Origin of the sequence: Microbulbifer sp. NBRC 101763 (assembly GCF_040371615.1) — a bacterium.
In the GTDB taxonomy this organism is placed as follows: Bacteria; Pseudomonadota; Gammaproteobacteria; order Pseudomonadales; family Cellvibrionaceae; genus Microbulbifer; species Microbulbifer variabilis.
Genome location: NZ_BAABQV010000004.1, coordinates 268407 through 282955, shown reverse-complemented (window position 1 = coordinate 282955; position 14549 = coordinate 268407). Strand labels below are relative to the sequence as shown.

Annotated in this window: 14 protein-coding genes; 3 read left to right on the top strand and 11 right to left on the bottom strand. The window is 51.0% G+C overall.

The window, feature by feature from the left end; all coding sequences use genetic code 11:
- Nucleotides 1–54 precede the first annotated feature (54 nt).
- From ABWV76_RS11830 to zapE, 5 genes are all read right to left on the bottom strand, one after another.
- A complete protein-coding gene (locus ABWV76_RS11830) occupies nucleotides 55–2256 on the bottom strand; it encodes a ubiquinol-cytochrome c reductase (RefSeq protein WP_020412603.1) in 2202 nt (733 codons plus the stop codon).
- Nucleotides 2253–2852, bottom strand: coding sequence for a ubiquinol-cytochrome c reductase iron-sulfur subunit (petA, locus tag ABWV76_RS11825; protein WP_020412602.1), 600 nt, complete (start codon nucleotides 2850–2852; stop codon nucleotides 2253–2255). Before petA ends, ABWV76_RS11830 begins: the two co-directional genes overlap by 4 nt.
- 302 nt (nucleotides 2853–3154) lie before the next feature.
- On the bottom strand, nucleotides 3155–3547 hold the full coding sequence (gene rpsI, locus ABWV76_RS11820) for a 30S ribosomal protein S9 (protein ID WP_020412600.1): 393 nt from the start codon (nucleotides 3545–3547) through the stop codon (nucleotides 3155–3157).
- 15 nt (nucleotides 3548–3562) lie between these two features.
- Complete coding sequence (gene rplM, locus ABWV76_RS11815; RefSeq protein ID WP_020412599.1) at nucleotides 3563–3991, bottom strand: 50S ribosomal protein L13; 429 nt, start codon at nucleotides 3989–3991, stop codon at nucleotides 3563–3565.
- Between the two features lie 117 nt (nucleotides 3992–4108).
- Nucleotides 4109–5233, bottom strand: coding sequence for a cell division protein ZapE (zapE, locus tag ABWV76_RS11810; protein WP_026305001.1), 1125 nt, complete (start codon nucleotides 5231–5233; stop codon nucleotides 4109–4111).
- A 344-nt stretch (nucleotides 5234–5577) separates the two neighbouring features.
- Here zapE and ABWV76_RS11805 point away from each other — a divergent pair, with 344 nt between their 5' ends.
- Nucleotides 5578–6018, top strand: coding sequence for a Z-ring associated ZapG family protein (locus tag ABWV76_RS11805; RefSeq protein ID WP_026305000.1), 441 nt, complete (start codon nucleotides 5578–5580; stop codon nucleotides 6016–6018).
- Between the two features lie 88 nt (nucleotides 6019–6106).
- On the opposite strand, the gene sat is transcribed toward ABWV76_RS11805, so the two are convergent.
- A complete protein-coding gene (gene sat / locus ABWV76_RS11800; protein WP_353376026.1) occupies nucleotides 6107–7297 on the bottom strand; it encodes a sulfate adenylyltransferase in 1191 nt (396 codons plus the stop codon).
- A gap of 791 nt (nucleotides 7298–8088) precedes the next feature.
- On the opposite strand from sat, the gene ABWV76_RS11795 reads away from it, so the two are divergent.
- Both ABWV76_RS11795 and ABWV76_RS11790 read left to right on the top strand, forming a co-directional pair.
- The gene (locus tag ABWV76_RS11795; RefSeq protein ID WP_020412595.1) at nucleotides 8089–9231 is read left to right on the top strand and encodes a S1C family serine protease; all 1143 of its coding nucleotides are present in this window, start codon (nucleotides 8089–8091) and stop codon (nucleotides 9229–9231) included.
- An 18-nt stretch (nucleotides 9232–9249) separates the two neighbouring features.
- Nucleotides 9250–9678 (top strand): nuclear transport factor 2 family protein, encoded by a 429-nt coding sequence (locus tag ABWV76_RS11790; RefSeq protein WP_282952645.1) that lies wholly within the window; start codon nucleotides 9250–9252, stop codon nucleotides 9676–9678.
- Nucleotides 9679–9725: 47 nt separating this feature from the next.
- Here ABWV76_RS11790 and ABWV76_RS11785 read toward each other — a convergent pair whose 3' ends face one another.
- From ABWV76_RS11785 to ABWV76_RS11765, 5 genes are read right to left on the bottom strand one after another with little or no spacing between them, the layout of a single operon-like run.
- On the bottom strand, nucleotides 9726–10889 hold the full coding sequence (locus ABWV76_RS11785) for a hypothetical protein (RefSeq protein ID WP_020412593.1): 1164 nt from the start codon (nucleotides 10887–10889) through the stop codon (nucleotides 9726–9728).
- Nucleotides 10890–10936: 47 nt separating this feature from the next.
- A complete protein-coding gene (gene hisD / locus ABWV76_RS11780) occupies nucleotides 10937–12244 on the bottom strand; it encodes a histidinol dehydrogenase (protein ID WP_020412592.1) in 1308 nt (435 codons plus the stop codon).
- Between the two features lie 21 nt (nucleotides 12245–12265).
- Nucleotides 12266–12895, bottom strand: coding sequence for an ATP phosphoribosyltransferase (hisG, locus tag ABWV76_RS11775; RefSeq protein WP_353376025.1), 630 nt, complete (start codon nucleotides 12893–12895; stop codon nucleotides 12266–12268).
- Nucleotides 12896–12953: 58 nt separating this feature from the next.
- Entirely contained in the window at nucleotides 12954–14216 is a 1263-nt protein-coding gene (gene murA, locus ABWV76_RS11770) for a UDP-N-acetylglucosamine 1-carboxyvinyltransferase (protein ID WP_020412590.1), read from the bottom strand.
- 42 nt (nucleotides 14217–14258) lie between these two features.
- Entirely contained in the window at nucleotides 14259–14492 is a 234-nt protein-coding gene (locus ABWV76_RS11765) for a BolA family protein (protein WP_020412589.1), read from the bottom strand.
- Nucleotides 14493–14549: the final 57 nt, after the last annotated feature.

Here is a 14549-nt window from a genome sequence, read left to right as displayed (position 1 = left end):
TATAAAAGGGCGGCAGAGTATCTCCACCACCCATCAAAAAGAAACCTGCGAATCTTAGTGGTGTATGTCTTTCCAGTACTCGCGGTTCAGCAGCCAGGCAAAGATAAAGAATATAAAAATAAACGCCAGCACATAGAAACCAATGCGCTTGCGATCTTCTGCCATTGGCTCTGCAATGTACTCCATAAAGTTGACCAGGTCATACATAGCCTGATCAAACTCTTCCGGATTCATGGAACCCTTCACACTACCAACCTTGAGGCTGCCACAATCGGCGTCCATGATCGGGTTACCCAGCTCATCGCGCACGATCTTACCATGGTCGCGCTTAGGACCAGGGGCACATTCCGGCAAGCCCTGCAGCTCCATCAATACATGCGGCATGGCGACACTGGGGAATACCAGATTATTCACACCGGTAGCACGACTGTCATCCTTGTAGAAACTGCGGAGATAAGTGTAGAGCCATTCCGGTGAGCGGGAGCGGGCAACCAGCGTCAGGTCCGGCGGCGTGGCGCCGAACCATACTTTGGAGTCATCCGGGCGCATGGAGATCTGCATCAGGTTACCGATCTTGTCGTTACCCAGGATCAGGTTCTCCATCATCAGCTCTTTGGGGATATCCAGATCTGTAGCAACACGCTCCCAGCGGGAATAGTTGGCACTGTGACACCCCATGCAATAGTTGACGAAGTACTTGGCTCCACGCTGCAAAGACGGCTTGTCCTGAAGGTCGATACTAATAGGGTCCAGCTCAACACTGGACTCAGCGCCTACCGCTTTGATTGGGATAAAGGTCAGCAGGCCAACAACCACAATACCGATAAACAGAATACCGAATGTTTTTGCTCCAGATGGGCTGGTTACACGCTCAGGCTCTGGGTATACCTCATCGCGGCTAGTAATCCAGGGCAGCAAGGCGAAGAAAGCTGCCAACAAAACAGTCACTACTCCCATAAAGGTATTTACCGAGAAGTTAGCCACTGCCATCCACAGGAACAGTACACCGAAGCCGATGCTTACAACCCAGGAACCCACTCCCTTGCGCTCCTTTGGATTCGTCCAGACCGGCATGGTCAGGAAGAACGCAAAATAGAACAGGGTCGCCACCTGAGACAGGAAGTTACGCTCTGGGGTCGGAGATTTAACCCCCAGGTAACCCAGGATAATAAATACCGCTGCGAACAAAAGGAGCAAACCTTTTGGCAGCCAACCTTTGTAACGGATGGAACGTACGGGGCTCTTATCGAGCCAAGGCAGTACAAACAGCACCGCAATGGCCGCACCCATAGCCACCAAACCAAGGAACTTGGCTGTAAGAGGACCAATATCCATAGTTACCGCACGCAAGATCGCGTAGAACGGCGTGAAGTACCAAACAGGTGCAATATGGGGAGGGGTCTTCAGTGGATTTGCTTCCTCGAAATTAGCGTACTCCAGGAAGAAACCGCCCATCTCAGGGAAGAAAAACACAACAGTGGCGAAGATAAACAGGAATACCGCAATACCCACCAGGTCATGTACAGAATAGTAAGGGTGGAAAGGTACGCCGTCTTTGGGGATACCGTTCTCGTCCTTATTTTTCTTAATCTCGATACCATCAGGGTTGTTAGAACCCACTTCATGCAACGCCAGGATATGCAGGACTACCAGCAACACAAGAACCAACGGCAGTGCAATAACATGCAGGGAAAAGAAGCGAGTCAGCGTAATACCTGAAATCAGATAATCACCGCGAATCCACTCAACCAGGCTATCGCCAATACCGGGTATTGCACCGAACAGGGATACAATTACCTGGGCACCCCAGTAAGACATCTGACCCCAGGGCAATACATAGCCCATAAAGGCCTCAGCCATCAGCACCAGGTAGATACACATACCAAAGATCCACACCAGCTCGCGGGGCGGCTTATAAGAGCCATACATCAATCCGCGGAACATATGCAGATACACAACCACAAAGAAAGCAGATGCACCCGTCGAATGAAGGTATCGAATCAGCCAGCCCCATTCCACATCGCGCATGATGTATTCAACAGAGGCGAAGGCACCTTCAGCCGAAGGATTAAAACTCATCACCAACCATATACCGGTCAGAAGCTGGTTAACCAGTACGAGCAGTGAGAATACGCCGAAGAAGTACCAAAGATTAAAGTTTTTGGGCGCATAGTACTTGCCCATATGCTTATCCCAGGCCTGGTAGATCGGCAGACGCTGATCTACCCAGTCACCGAAATCTGCTAGCCATTTCATGCAGTGCCCTCCTGGTCTACACCAATCACGATTACCTCATCGCTCTCATAGGAATAAGGCGGAACTTCCAGGTTGGTAGGTGCAGGAACACCGCTGTAAACACGGCCGGCCATATCGTATTTGGAACCATGGCAGGGGCAGAAAAAGCCACCCATCCACTCATCACCACCCAAATCGGCGGCGCCCACTTCCGGGCGGTACATAGGTGCACAACCCAAATGTGTACACAGGCCAACCAGAACCAACAACTTTGGTTTGATAGAACGATTTTCCGGATTTACATAATCTGGCTGGATAGATTCCTCAGAGTTGGGATCGCGCAACTGCGGCTCCACTTTCTCTAGATTTTGCAACACTTCATCGGTGCGGCGTACTACGTAGACCGGCTTGCCGCGCCACTCAACAGTAACCATCTGGCCCGGTTCAAGTTTGCTAATGTTGTATTTAACCGGAGCACCAGCAGCTTTTGCCTTGGCACTCGGATTCCAGGAAGCGACGAAGGGAACGGCAACCCCAACCGCTCCCGCACCACCAACAACTGAGGTGGCAGCGGTTAAGAAACGGCGCCGTCCTACATTTACACCGTCATCACTCATGACGTAGTTCTCCCATCACAGCGATCCCGGATACACCGGAGATGCGCTGGCCCAAACCCAAAAAGTCTTGAAAGAAGTCCCGCTCCGGCAGATTGCCCGCGCGAATAAACCCCACAAATCAAGCGGATACAAATCCGCGCAATGTTAAAGAAAATGCCATTTTGATACAAGGCAAAGACATAGGAACGTCGGGAATTACGCAGCGAAACAGCGAGAAATCGAGCAAAGCATCACAAGCACTGCTCAACACACCAAATGCCGGAGATAAAAAAGCCCGGCAGATGCCGGGCCCAAAAGAAAGCTTAACGCTTGGAGAATTGCGGCTTCTTACGCGCTTTGCGCAGACCGACTTTCTTACGCTCAACCTCACGAGCGTCGCGGGTAACATAACCTGCGGCGCGCAGCGGTTGACGCAGCGCTTCATCGTACTGCATCAGGGCGCGAGTCAGGCCGTGACGGATAGCACCCGCCTGACCAAAAGAACCGCCACCTTTTACAGTTACAGTAACATCGAATTTTTCAACCATATCGGCTCTTTCCAGCGGCTGACGCACGATCATGCGAGCCACCTGACGACCGAAGTATTCGTCCAGGGTACGACCGTTTACAGTGATCTTGCCCTCACCAGGCACGATAAATACACGAGCAGTAGAGGTCTTGCGGCGGCCGGTACCGTAGTATTGAGTAGTTGCCATCAGATTTATTCCCGTTTAGATCGCCAGTTCAGTCGGCTGTTGAGCCGTGTGAGGATGTTCACTACCGCTGTATACTTTCAGCTTCTTGAACATGGCGCGACCCAGAGGACCCTTCGGCAGCATGCCTTTTACGGCGCTCTGAATGGTGCGCTCGGGCGCTTTCTCGATCAGCTTCTCAAAACTGATGGACTTGAGACCACCGGGGTAGCCAGAGTGGCTGTGGTAGATCTTGTCTTTGGCCTTATTGCCGGTCACGCGAACCTTTTCTGCATTAATTACGATAATGTAATCGCCAGTGTCCACGTGGGGCGTATATTCAGGCTTGTGCTTGCCGCGCAGGCGGTGGGCGATCTCGGCAGAAATACGGCCGAGGGTCTTGTCCGCAGCGTCAACAATGTACCAGTCGCGTTTTACCGCTTCTGGCTTGGCACTGTATGTCTTCATGTTATAAACACCTGTAATATGACCCCCTGAATTAGGGGCCGTCCCACAAAAGAGCGCGGATAGTACAAAAGGAGTGCTCGCTTTTCAAGCGATATTTCGACGTGTCACGAGGCGTCATTAGTCGGGGCGATGCGCCCGCTCCAGGTACTCGCGGGACTGCATTTCCAGTAGGCGACTAACAGTGCGCTCAAACTCAAATCGCAGTTGTCGCCCACCATAAAGTTGATCGGCCGACACCTCCGCCGAGATCACCAATTTGACGCAACGGTCATAGAATTCATCAACCAGATTGATGAAACGTCGCGCCTGGGCATCCATCCTTTCATCAAATCTGGGCACCGCAGCGAGCAGCACAGTCTGAAACTCCCGCGCCAGTTCGATGTAGTCATTTTGCGAACGAGGCCCATCACAGAGGTCAGCAAAATCAAACCAGGCCACATCATCAGCTACTTTAAGTGCACGAATAGGCCTCCCCTCCACCTGTAAATCCACATCGCTTCGAACCTCACAGCCATCCACGCTCAACTGTGTAAAGCTGTGCGATAGATTTGCGATCGCAGCGTCATCCAAAGGTGCATGATAAAGCTCCAGTAATTCAAGGGTACGCAAGCGATAGTCGGTACCTCCATCAACATTAACCACTTTGGTATGACGCTGAAGGAGCGCAATCGCCGGCAAAAAGCGCGCCCTTTGCAAACCATCTTTATAGAGCCCCTCTGGCTCGATATTAGAGGTAGCCACAAGGGCCACCCCGCGACGAAATAAGGCCTCCAATAAACCTGCAAGGATCATGGCATCGGCAATATCGGACACAAAAAACTCATCAAAACACAGGACCTGGGCCCGGTTCGCGATCTTATCGGCCACCTTCTCCAGTGGGTTTTTCTCCCCAGCATACTGCTTTAAGCCCCCATGTACTTGGCGCATAAAACGGTGGAAGTGAGTCCGCTGCTTCCTGGGGAAAGGCAAGGACTCATAAAATGCATCCATCAAATAGGTCTTACCGCGTCCCACCCCACCCCAAAAGTAAAGCCCTCGCTCCGGACCGACATCCGCCCTGCGAAGGCGGGCAAACAGATTCCCAATAATGCCCCGCTCAGCCCTCTCGACCAGACGCCGATGCAAATCCTGCAACTCCTGCACCGCCGCTCGCTGCGAGGGGTCCTCAATAAAATCCGGGCGCTGCAGATCATTCTCATAACGCGCTATCGGGGAACAAAATGACGGGTTGGCAGGAGGCATAAAGGAAGATTCTTCAACAACTGTATTACTGGCGCGCACTCTATCAAATTCACTATAGCGCCGCCTAGATAGCAGAGAAGCCGCCATCAGCCCTAGGCCCACCTACTCAACCCAGTGCAATTCGCCAGGAGCCAGCGGCAATTCGGAACTGCAGGCTAACCTGCGTGTCGCAATTTACCAACAGTATTAATTGTCGGGTTAATAATCGCGTATACTGGGTCCGCTAACATGGGGTTGATAGTCACTTGAGGGGGACTACCCGAGGCGTGGGGCGGTGCCACTACCGCGCCGGCATCCATCACGGATCGCCAATGCCATATAACAGCAAGTTGAGGAGGTAGTAAGTGCACTCTACATCGGTATTAATTCTAGTCGGCGTCCTGGGCATGACCTTGGGCGCCCTGCTGGCATTCCTCGCAGTCCGCGGACGCAGCAGCGTCGACCGCACTCAGGAACTCGAGCTACGCCTGCGGGAAGCCAATAATAAAATGGAGGACTTCCAGCTCCAGGTAAACGAGCACTTTGACCAGACATCCCAGCTCGTTCACAACTTAACCGAAAGCTACAAGGAAATTCACGAGTATTTATCCAACAGCGCTCTGCGCCTTTCCAGCCAGGATATCGGTCGACAAATGCTCGAAGCCGGGAGCGGCAAGCTGAAGGAGGATGACAAACAACTTCAGGATATGGAGCCCCCTAGAGACTGGGCTCCCAAGGAGCCTGGAGCCAAAGGTACCCTTGCGGAGGATTACGGCCTGGAAAAAGAGGCACACGCAGGAAGTTAGACTTAGCCATCAACTGTTACTTCGGCAGAGCTTTCAGTTGATAACCCAATTAAAAAGGCGGGATAACCCGCCTTTTTAATTGGAAACTTTACAAACTCTGATAGTAATCCATGAGAATTTGCGCCACCTCTGGGCGAGAGAACTCTGGGGGCGGAGCGATACCATTACCCAACATCTCACGCACCTTGGTACCAGATAATAGAATGAAGTCCTCTTTAGAGTGATCCGGCACATCACGCATCATCACGACCTTATTCAGCTTTTTTGAATAGGCGGTATGGTCAGCACGAAAGATTTCAATCTCCAATGCACCCTCGGGTACCCTTCCATCAAAAATAGTCTGGGCATCAAAAGCACCATAGTAGTCACCGACACCCGCGTGGTCGCGCCCAACGATCAAGTGGCTGCAGCCACAGTTTTGGCGGAAAACGGCATGCAGTACAGCTTCGCGAGGGCCCGCATACAACATATCGAAGCCATAGCCTGTAACCATTACAGTATTTGCCGGGAAGTAAACTTCCACCATCTTACGAATTGATGCATCCCGGACCGGCGCTGGAATGTCCCCTGGCTTTAGCTGGCCCAGCAACATATGAATCAGCACACCATCGGCTTCCACAGCCTCCAGCGCCATTTTGCATAATTCTTCATGGGCTCGGTGCATCGGGTTGCGTGTTTGAAAGGCAACCACCTTATTCCAGCCCCGCTCGGTAAATTCATTGCGAATTTCCACAGCCGTGCGGAAAGTATCCGGGAAATCATTCTGGAAATAGCTGAAATTGAGCACTTCGATTGGGCCGGAAATTAACTTCCTCCCAGCTGACTTAAAGGTCGCAACGCCAGGATGTTTTTCATCGAGCGTGCCAAATACCTGCTCAGCCATGCTATTCATTTGTTCATCAGTAATGGTCTCAATGGCTTCTACATCCATTACCGCCAGCACTGGGTTGCCCTCAACATTGGGGTCACGTAATGCAATCCGGGAAGCACCTTCTATAGCATCGCAGTCCTCTACCACATTCAAGACAGGAACCGGCCAAAAGAGACCATCAACAGTGCGCAAGGTCTCAGCCACACTCAGCGCATCGGCCAGATTCATATAGCCGTGCAGCGGATTAAAGTAACCAGCCCCCAACATCACTGCATTGGCCGCCGCGGCAGAGCTGACCACAATCGAGGGCAGCGACTCCGCTTCATGCATCAGTTGGTGATGCCTTTCACTGTCGTACACAAAGCGCGGCTGCAGCTCAATACTGCCATGGGGGCGAACTAGGGACATGCTGGTCTCCAAATACAAATATTGCCGGTTAGTCTTAAATTTTCGACGGGCCATTATACGCACTTGCAGGATGCGACCAATGCCAGCCCATCACAGGAGACGGGATTATAGACCCTGCCAGTCCACTCTAATAATTACCCTCCAAAATCTGGTTAACCTCCCCCATGGGAAGGCGCAAGGAGAAAGTGCTATCCAAAAGCGACAAACATCAAAATTGAACAGTGATGGCAAAGGACTTAAAGGAGCATTTAGGAGGGGGGCTTCCATTCACAAAGCCAACTTAACTTGTAGTTTCCTATCAAGGAGGCACCACGTGAGTTGGATCAACAAAATATAGCAGCGGCCTTTTAGGCTGCTTCTAGATACACGAGAGCACGATCTGAAAGTAGCCTTAAGAAGCTCTGTATACGGCAATTAACTGGGCATAAAGCCTTTGCTTTGAAAGCAAAATTTTACATTACAAATTTGATTTTTGAGATAGGCACGGAAACATATAATAACCCACGAACAGATTGGGCCATAAACGATAGAACAGCAGATAAACCTACAGATAAGAGGCAACAGCCAATAAAAGAGCTGTTTCCTTAGGCCAGCTATGTATGGACCTTATATTGCCATCTCCACCCCAACACTTCGCATATCAACCTTAAAACCATGAGTAAAGGCCCATATCTACTAACATAAACAATCATAAATCTCCTTTGTCTCTCCTCGGCCAAAGACAGCAAAATGCCCCTCCCGGCGATTCCATTCCAAGACGTGTGTATAATCAGCGCAAAGAGGAGTCGAGAGTGTCCCAAAATCGCTTTTTACAAGACTGGGCTTTACCCATTCTGGTAGGCCTGGCCATGGCGGCCTTGCTGTTAGTTATATTCCCGCAATTGCGTGGCACTGCTCCAACCCCCAAAGGCGGAGATTGGCAGGGCCCCGTATCCTATGCCCATGCAGTCAATGTTGCAGGACCTGCTGTGGTTAACATTTACACCCGTATGGCCCTGCCCCAGCGACAGCACCCACTATTTAATGACCCCCTTTTTCGCCGTTTGTTCGACAATATGAACGTTCCCCAACGGGAAAGGATGCAATCAAACTTAGGATCAGGAGTTATCGTTAGCGACAACGGTTACATCCTTACCAATCACCACGTAGTGGATCAGGCAGACGCCATAGTCATTTTATTAGCCGACGGCCGCGAAGCCCAGGCCCGCATGGTCGGTAGCGATGCTGACTTTGACCTAGCAGTTTTGAAAATTGAACTCGACGGACTCACTTCTATCTCTGTTGGTGAGCCAGAGTCAGCCCAAGTGGGCGATGTCGTTCTGGCCATAGGCAACCCTTTCGGGGTCGGGCAGACGGTCACCCAGGGGATTATTAGTGCCAAAGGGCGTCACTTGGAGAACTCAGGAACCGGCAGCCATCTGCAAAACTTCCTGCAGACGGATGCCGCTGTCAATCCCGGCAACTCCGGTGGAGCACTGGTAGACTCCCGCGGTCGCCTGCTCGGGATTAACACCTCTATCCTCAATCAGTCCGGCTACTCCGGTGGCATTAGCTTTGCAATTCCCGCTAATATCGCCTTCAAAGTTATGCAGGATATTATCGCTTATGGTCGTGTGGTGCCGGGGTGGCTCGGTATCGAAGCCAGTGCCATCAGCCCACAGATGGCTCGCGAGTTCAAACTCTCTTCCTCAGGCGGAGTCATGATCACCGCAATTTACAACGAGAGCCCGGCTCATAGTGCAGGCCTCAAGCCAGGGGATGTGATTACCCATATTGATGGCCTGCCAATTGGCGATGGTAAGCAAGGTGAGGCAACTATGGCTACACTCCGCCCCGGAGATACCATCTCGATCACTTTTACCCGCGAAGGTGCCTCCCACACAGTGGAAGCAACAGTTTCTGTGAAACCAGAAACCACTACGACAACTGAGTAACCATTGGAAGGTGCAAATATGCGTGCAGCCATTCTGTTTATTTTTCTAGCCCTAGTTGCTGGGCAGACTCAGGCCGATGACCGCAAAGATTTACAGAAACTCCTAGACAACTTTATTGCTGGTGCCGCTAATAGTACAGAAGTCCATAAACGTTTTTGGGCCGAGGACCTGATCTACACAAGCTCATCGGGCAAACGCTTTGGTAAGAGCCAAATAATACAGGGGATGGAAAGCAGCTCAACTGAACCTGTAACAACAAGCTACGCTGCAGAGGATGTAGATATCCGCTTACTGGGTGACACTGCCGTCATTGCTTTTAAGCTGGTGGCCAATGATACCTCTAGCAAGGAAACCAGCCACTTCTTCAACACAGGCACTTTTGTGAAACGAAATGGCGAGTGGCAAGTGATCGCCTGGCAAGCCACTAAGATCCCGACTGAGAGCTAAATGCCATATGAGGCGGTCAAAAAGAAAACCGCCTCTTTCAATTCAGGTTAATTAACCACTTGCTTATCACGCCAATTCGCACGAACTTTTGCCATAAACTTGGATTCACTAGGAACACCTGCATTCGCAATTAACCCACGAGCAAATGCCTCCACCTCCGCCCTATTCCTCCCCACTCCGGCAAAAGAAGCACGAACCTTGATAAATTTATCCTTGCGCACAAACAGGTAAGTGTGTGTGTCAAAACGCTCCCCATCTGCTGCAAGGAAATGACCGGAAAGACGTGTTACCGGAGTCGCCTCTCCATGAACACTCCAGATCTCAGAAACCTCTTCACCGAGATCCAGGGATTGCCAACGCGCCTCCCTTTCAACTAGAGCCAATTCCCGCCGAATCCTTTCGACCTCTCGAATTTGCGCTGACTTTGGGTCTTCCCAATTCCAGTTAGGTATTGGATAAACGAAAACATCCACAGAGTCAAAGTGAAACTGACGGTGCACATAACGAGTTTGCGCACCATAAAGGGGATGATTAGCCAGAACTAAAGGATTGCTTACATACTCTCCTACTGACTCCGGTAAATTGAGAGTTTGGTGATAGTCACTGGCCTCTATCGTTTGGAAAAGTAACTCTGGGGCCATGACCTGATCTTGCTGCAAGCGAGATATCAACTCTGATGCAACTGCCTTTGCAAGATCCCGATCGGCCTTTCCGGCTGGGGTGAGTAGACTTATTCTTGATGTAAATGGAATTTCAAACTGATAGCGCCTTAATGGCAGGCCGTGCCAGGTGAGTGTTGCATCAATATGTATATCACGGCTCGTACTCAAGGGAGCCAGCATCATCGTTGCACCTGCGATTACGGCCCCACCGATATCCTCTGCTCCCTCCTCCAAATATCCAGCTGAAGTAATGAGCAGTTGGTACGGAACTTCATCTTCACCCAGCAGGACCAAATCAAAAATGCCCGAACTCTCGAGCTCCCTGTGCAACTCCTGATAATCAATCACATCGAACTGGCAGTGCTTAAGAAGAGATCCATTGGCAAACTCATCACAACGCCGCTCAAAGTCTGGCTCTGGTATTTTGGCAAACAAAGTGACAGGCGGCAGACTCTGTGGGTCCTGCATATAATCGGCAACTACGAAGTCATTGGTTGTCGCACAGGCGACAACCAGTAATGCGACAAAGCACAGAAGTGTTTTTTTCATCTTATGCCTTCCGACAAACTATTTGCACAAGAGGGCAAGCTGGCAACTTAACGCTTTACCCGATAGATGGCCGAGCGCGCATGGGCCTCAAGGCCTTCCCCACGAGCAAGAGTAGCGGCAACACGGCCGAGTTTATCGGCGCCCTCAGGAGAGCAATAAATAACAGAGCTGCGCTTTTGGAAATCATACACACCCAGTGGCGACGAAAAACGTGCAGTTCCACTGGTTGGCAGCACATGATTAGGACCCGCACAATAATCTCCCAAAGCTTCAGCAGTATAGCGCCCCAGGAAAATTGCACCGGCATTGCGAATTTGTGGGAGAAGGGACTCTGGATCTGCTACAGAAACCTCAAGATGTTCAGGAGCTATGCGATTGGAAATTTCCAATGCTTGCTTCACAGAGTCAACCAGTATCAAAGCCCCACGATCAGCGAGGGACTTAGCCGCAATTTCTGCTCTTGGCAGGTCGGTTAACTGGCGCTGCAGGGAGGCCTCCACTGCGTCCAGGAATGCCACATTCGGGCACAACAAAATCGACTGGGCCTGCTCATCATGCTCAGCCTGAGATAGAAGGTCCATAGCGATCCAATCGGGATCGGTAGCACCATCACAAATCACCAATATCTCCGAAGGGCCCGCAATCATATCAATGGCTACATGACCAAACACCGCGCGTTTAGCAGCGGCAACGAAAACATTGCCGGGACCCACTATCTTATCCACAGCAGGAATTGTCTCAGTGCCATAAGCAAGAGCAGCTACAGCCTGAGCCCCACCAATGGTATACACCCTGTCAACACCTGCGATTGCCGCAGCTGCCAGAACCAGATCGTTAAGTACCCCCTCAGGAGCGGGCACTACCATGATGACGGAATCGACGCCCGCAACCTTCGCCGGAATCGCATTCATTAATACGGACGACGGATAGCTGGCCTTACCACCGGGTACGTAGATACCAACCCTCTCCATCGGCATAATTTGTTGGCCAAGTACAGTCCCATCAGCCTCGGTATAACGCCAGGATTCCTGCCGCTGATGCTTGTGATATTCACGCACTCGCTGTGCGGCAGTCTCCAGAGCTTCACGCTCATCAGCACCAATACGCTCAAGTGCTGCAAATAAATCGGATGAGTCAAGTGCAAACTCTTCCGCCAAGGTTAACTCGCGACTGTCAAAACGATTGGTATATTCGATGACGGCAGCATCACCACAATTGCGTACTTGCTGGAGTATCTCCGCAACAGTCGCCTCAACGCTCTGACTAGCCACCGTCTCCCAGGACAGAAGCTGCTTCAACTCTGTATCAAAATTATCAGCGGTGGCATTCAGCCGGCGAATACTCTTTTTAGTCATGATTTCCTAGACTTTTTCACTTTATGCAACTGCCGCTGCCAGCTTCTCAATCAAGTCGCTGATAGGCTTGTACTTCATCTTCATGGCTGCCTTATTGACAATCAGACGGCTACTAATATGCGCAATAGTCTCACGAGCCTCCAGGCCATTGGCTTTCAAGGTATTTCCGCTATCGACAATATCTACAATCTCATCAGCCAGGTCCATTAGTGGAGCCAGCTCCATTGCACCATATAATTTGATGATATCTGCCTGACGCCCCTTGGCAGCGTAATGGCGCTTGGCGCTCTCCACAAACTTAGTTGCCACTTTAATCCGACCGCTAGGCAAAGTTGCACCCTTCACACCAGCAGCCATGAGGCGACAACGAGCAATTCCCAAATCCAGAGGCTCATAGATGCCATCTGAGTGATGCTCGAGCAGGGTATCCTTACCAGCTACTCCCATATCCGCAGCGCCATGCTGCACATAGGTAGGCACATCAACACCTCGAAGAAGTAACAGGCGAATACCGTCACAGTTGGTTGGGAAAATCAATTTACGACTCTTGCCAGGGTCCTCCAGTGGTTCCAGCCCTGCAGCAGCGAGCAATGGTAGGGTTTCTTGCAAGATTCGCCCCTTGGTCAGAGCGATAGTGATTTGCATAGTCATGATAAGGCCGGATTATTTTCTGGCAGCCGCCTCAAGAAAAGAGGCGGCGAGTTTCCCTTTAACCGGGTACGCGGCGAATATTCGCCCCCAGCTGCTGTAATTTTTCCTCAATACATTCATAGCCACGGTCAATATGGTAGATACGATCCACAGTAGTAGTACCCTCAGCCACCATACCCGCAATTACCAGGCTGGCCGAGGCACGCAAATCAGAGGCCATTACAGGAGCCCCTTTAAGCTTCTCCACACCAGTAACAAAAGCAGTATTACCTTCCAGGGTAATATTGGCTCCCATGCGGTTTAACTCATGCACCTGGATCAAGCGATTCTCAAAAATGGTCTCAACCACTGCTCCTTTACCTTCAGCCACAGCATTCATCGCAGTAAACTGAGATTGCATATCTGTGGGAAATGCCGGATAAGGTGCCGTGCGAAAGCTAACAGCCTTGGGGCGATTCCCCTTCATATCCAGCTCAATCCAGTCATCCCCACAACTCAAGTGCGCACCAGCTTCCTCAAATTTAAGCAATACGGCATCAAGAATATCAGCACGAGTGTGCAATAAACGTACTTTACCCCGTGCAGCTGCAGCAGCCGCCAGAAAGGTGCCTGTCTCAATGCGATCGGGCATAACAGTAAATGTACAGGGAGCTAACTTTGGAACTCCGTGAATACGTAAAGTATCAGTGCCTACACCCTCAATTTGCGCGCCCATGGCGATCAGGAATTCTGCCAAATCGACAATCTCGGGTTCCCTCGCCGCATTGTGCAGAACGGTTGTACCTTCCGCCAACACCGCGGCCATTAGCAAGTTCTCAGTGCCGCCCACAGTCACTTTTTCCATGACGATATTGGCACCTTTGAGGCGGCCGTTGGAACGCGCACGGATAAAACCACCGTCAATTGCGATTTCGGCGCCCATAGCCTCCAGCCCCTTGAGATGGATATCTACGGGACGGCTACCGATAGCGCATCCCCCGGGAAAAGACACGTTTGCCACCCCGTGGCGAGCTAATAATGGCCCCAACACGAGTATTGATGCCCGCATGGTTTTTACCAGTTCGTAGGGTGCTGTCAGGTCATTGACTGAACGGGGATCTATCTCTACACCTAGCTTTTCGTCAATTGTGACATCACAACCCATGCAGCGCAGTAGGGTGATCATAGTGGTGATGTCATTAAGGTGCGGCAGGTTGTGAATATGTACCGGGCCATCTGCCAACAGGGCAGCAGCCAAAATAGGCAGCGCAGAATTCTTCGCGCCGGAAATTCGCAGTGTACCGGATACAGGGCTGCCGCCCTCTATTATTAACTTATCCATTCGGTCTCATATTTCGGGAGTCGCTGTTTTCACAGTGACAGGTTAACGACTGGCTTCTTCTGGAGTAAGTGTCTGCATCTGTACTGCATGAAGAGTACCATCGGCAATTTTTTCATTGAGCGCTGCATAAACAAGTTGCTGCTTTTTTAGGCGACTCAAACCTTCAAAGGCACTACTGACCACAGTTACCAGCAGGTGACTGCCTTCAAAAGTGACATCGACATTACTCTCGGGAATATGACCCTCAATCAGGGCTTTGATTTCATCTGGTTGCATAGGCGGGATTTGCGTTGAGTTAGAAAACAGCACGCAAGTGTACTTGAATCGGGGAAA

What these genes read in the sequence shown, in the direction of transcription:
- rpsI (WP_020412600.1), bottom strand. Translation starts at nt 3,547, where the DNA reads ATGGCAACTACTCAATACTACGGTACCGGCCGCCGCAAGACCTCTACT.
- hisG (WP_353376025.1), bottom strand. Translation starts at nt 12,895, where the DNA reads ATGACTATGCAAATCACTATCGCTCTGACCAAGGGGCGAATCTTGCAA.
- petA (WP_020412602.1), bottom strand. Translation starts at nt 2,852, where the DNA reads ATGAGTGATGACGGTGTAAATGTAGGACGGCGCCGTTTCTTAACCGCT.
- ABWV76_RS11785 (WP_020412593.1), bottom strand. Translation starts at nt 10,889, where the DNA reads ATGAAAAAAACACTTCTGTGCTTTGTCGCATTACTGGTTGTCGCCTGT.
- ABWV76_RS11790 (WP_282952645.1), top strand. Translation starts at nt 9,250, where the DNA reads ATGCGTGCAGCCATTCTGTTTATTTTTCTAGCCCTAGTTGCTGGGCAG.
- sat (WP_353376026.1), bottom strand. Translation starts at nt 7,297, where the DNA reads ATGTCCCTAGTTCGCCCCCATGGCAGTATTGAGCTGCAGCCGCGCTTT.
- rplM (WP_020412599.1), bottom strand. Translation starts at nt 3,991, where the DNA reads ATGAAGACATACAGTGCCAAGCCAGAAGCGGTAAAACGCGACTGGTAC.
- hisD (WP_020412592.1), bottom strand. Translation starts at nt 12,244, where the DNA reads ATGACTAAAAAGAGTATTCGCCGGCTGAATGCCACCGCTGATAATTTT.
- ABWV76_RS11830 (WP_020412603.1), bottom strand. Translation starts at nt 2,256, where the DNA reads ATGAAATGGCTAGCAGATTTCGGTGACTGGGTAGATCAGCGTCTGCCG.
- murA (WP_020412590.1), bottom strand. Translation starts at nt 14,216, where the DNA reads ATGGATAAGTTAATAATAGAGGGCGGCAGCCCTGTATCCGGTACACTG.
- ABWV76_RS11765 (WP_020412589.1), bottom strand. Translation starts at nt 14,492, where the DNA reads ATGCAACCAGATGAAATCAAAGCCCTGATTGAGGGTCATATTCCCGAG.
- zapE (WP_026305001.1), bottom strand. Translation starts at nt 5,233, where the DNA reads ATGCCTCCTGCCAACCCGTCATTTTGTTCCCCGATAGCGCGTTATGAG.